The 796-nt window shown below is 69.2% G+C and carries 1 protein-coding gene; it reads left to right on the top strand.

All coding sequences use genetic code 11. The annotated features are described in order from the left end of the window. Nucleotides 1–16 precede the first annotated feature (16 nt). Nucleotides 17–796 (top strand): PstS family phosphate ABC transporter substrate-binding protein (locus BHU15_RS37495; protein ID WP_171908539.1); only part of this gene is annotated, 780 nt, incomplete at its 3' end.

Here is a 796-nt window from a genome sequence, read left to right as displayed (position 1 = left end):
GCTGACGGTCTGCGTCGTGACGCTCGCCTCGATCATCGTCCTGGGCGGCGACCGGCGCGGCCGGCCGATGGGCTGCGAGAAGGGCACGCTCACTCTCACCGGGTCGACCGCCTTCGAGCCCACGGCGCGGAAGCTGGCCGCGAAGTACGAGGAGGACTGCCCCGGTTCGGACATCAGCGTGGACGCCGACGGCAGCGCGGCCGGGGTGCGGGAACTGTCGACCAGCGCCTCCAAGTCCGTCGTCGCCCTCTCCGACGGGCCGAAGCCCGACGGCTTCGCCGACCTGGTCGAACACCGCGTCGCCGTCTCCGTGTTCACCATGGTGGTCAACGACGACGTGCCGTTCGACGGGCTCAGCACCGCCGAGGTGAAGCGGATCTACGAGGGCAAGGTACGCAACTGGAACGAGGTCCGGGACGCCGACGGGACCCCCGGACCCGACCTGCCCGTCAAGCTCATCAGCCGCACCGACGGCTCGGGAACCCGCGACATCTTCGAGCGCAAGATCCTCTCCGGCGACGAGAACGAGCAGGACGTCCACACCGTCGAGGACTGCCGCCAGAAGGCCGACCCGGCGCGGCCGACGTTCCGCTGCGAACTCGACAAGACCAATCAGGTCGTCAACACCGTCAAGGACGTGCCGGGCGCGATCGGCTACAGCGAACTCCGCTCCAGCACCGGCGTCGACGGTCTGCACAGGCTGGCGCTCGACGAACAGCCGCCCTCCGTGGACTCCATCGCGACCAGCGACTACCCGTTCCGGGAGATCGAGTACGGCTACACGTACGACCGCCCG

It is taken from the genome of Streptomyces niveus, assembly GCF_001723055.1.
Classification (GTDB): domain Bacteria; phylum Actinomycetota; class Actinomycetes; order Streptomycetales; family Streptomycetaceae; genus Streptomyces; species Streptomyces niveus.
Note: the sequence above shows the minus strand (reverse complement) of the source record. Positions and strands in the feature narration are given on the sequence as shown.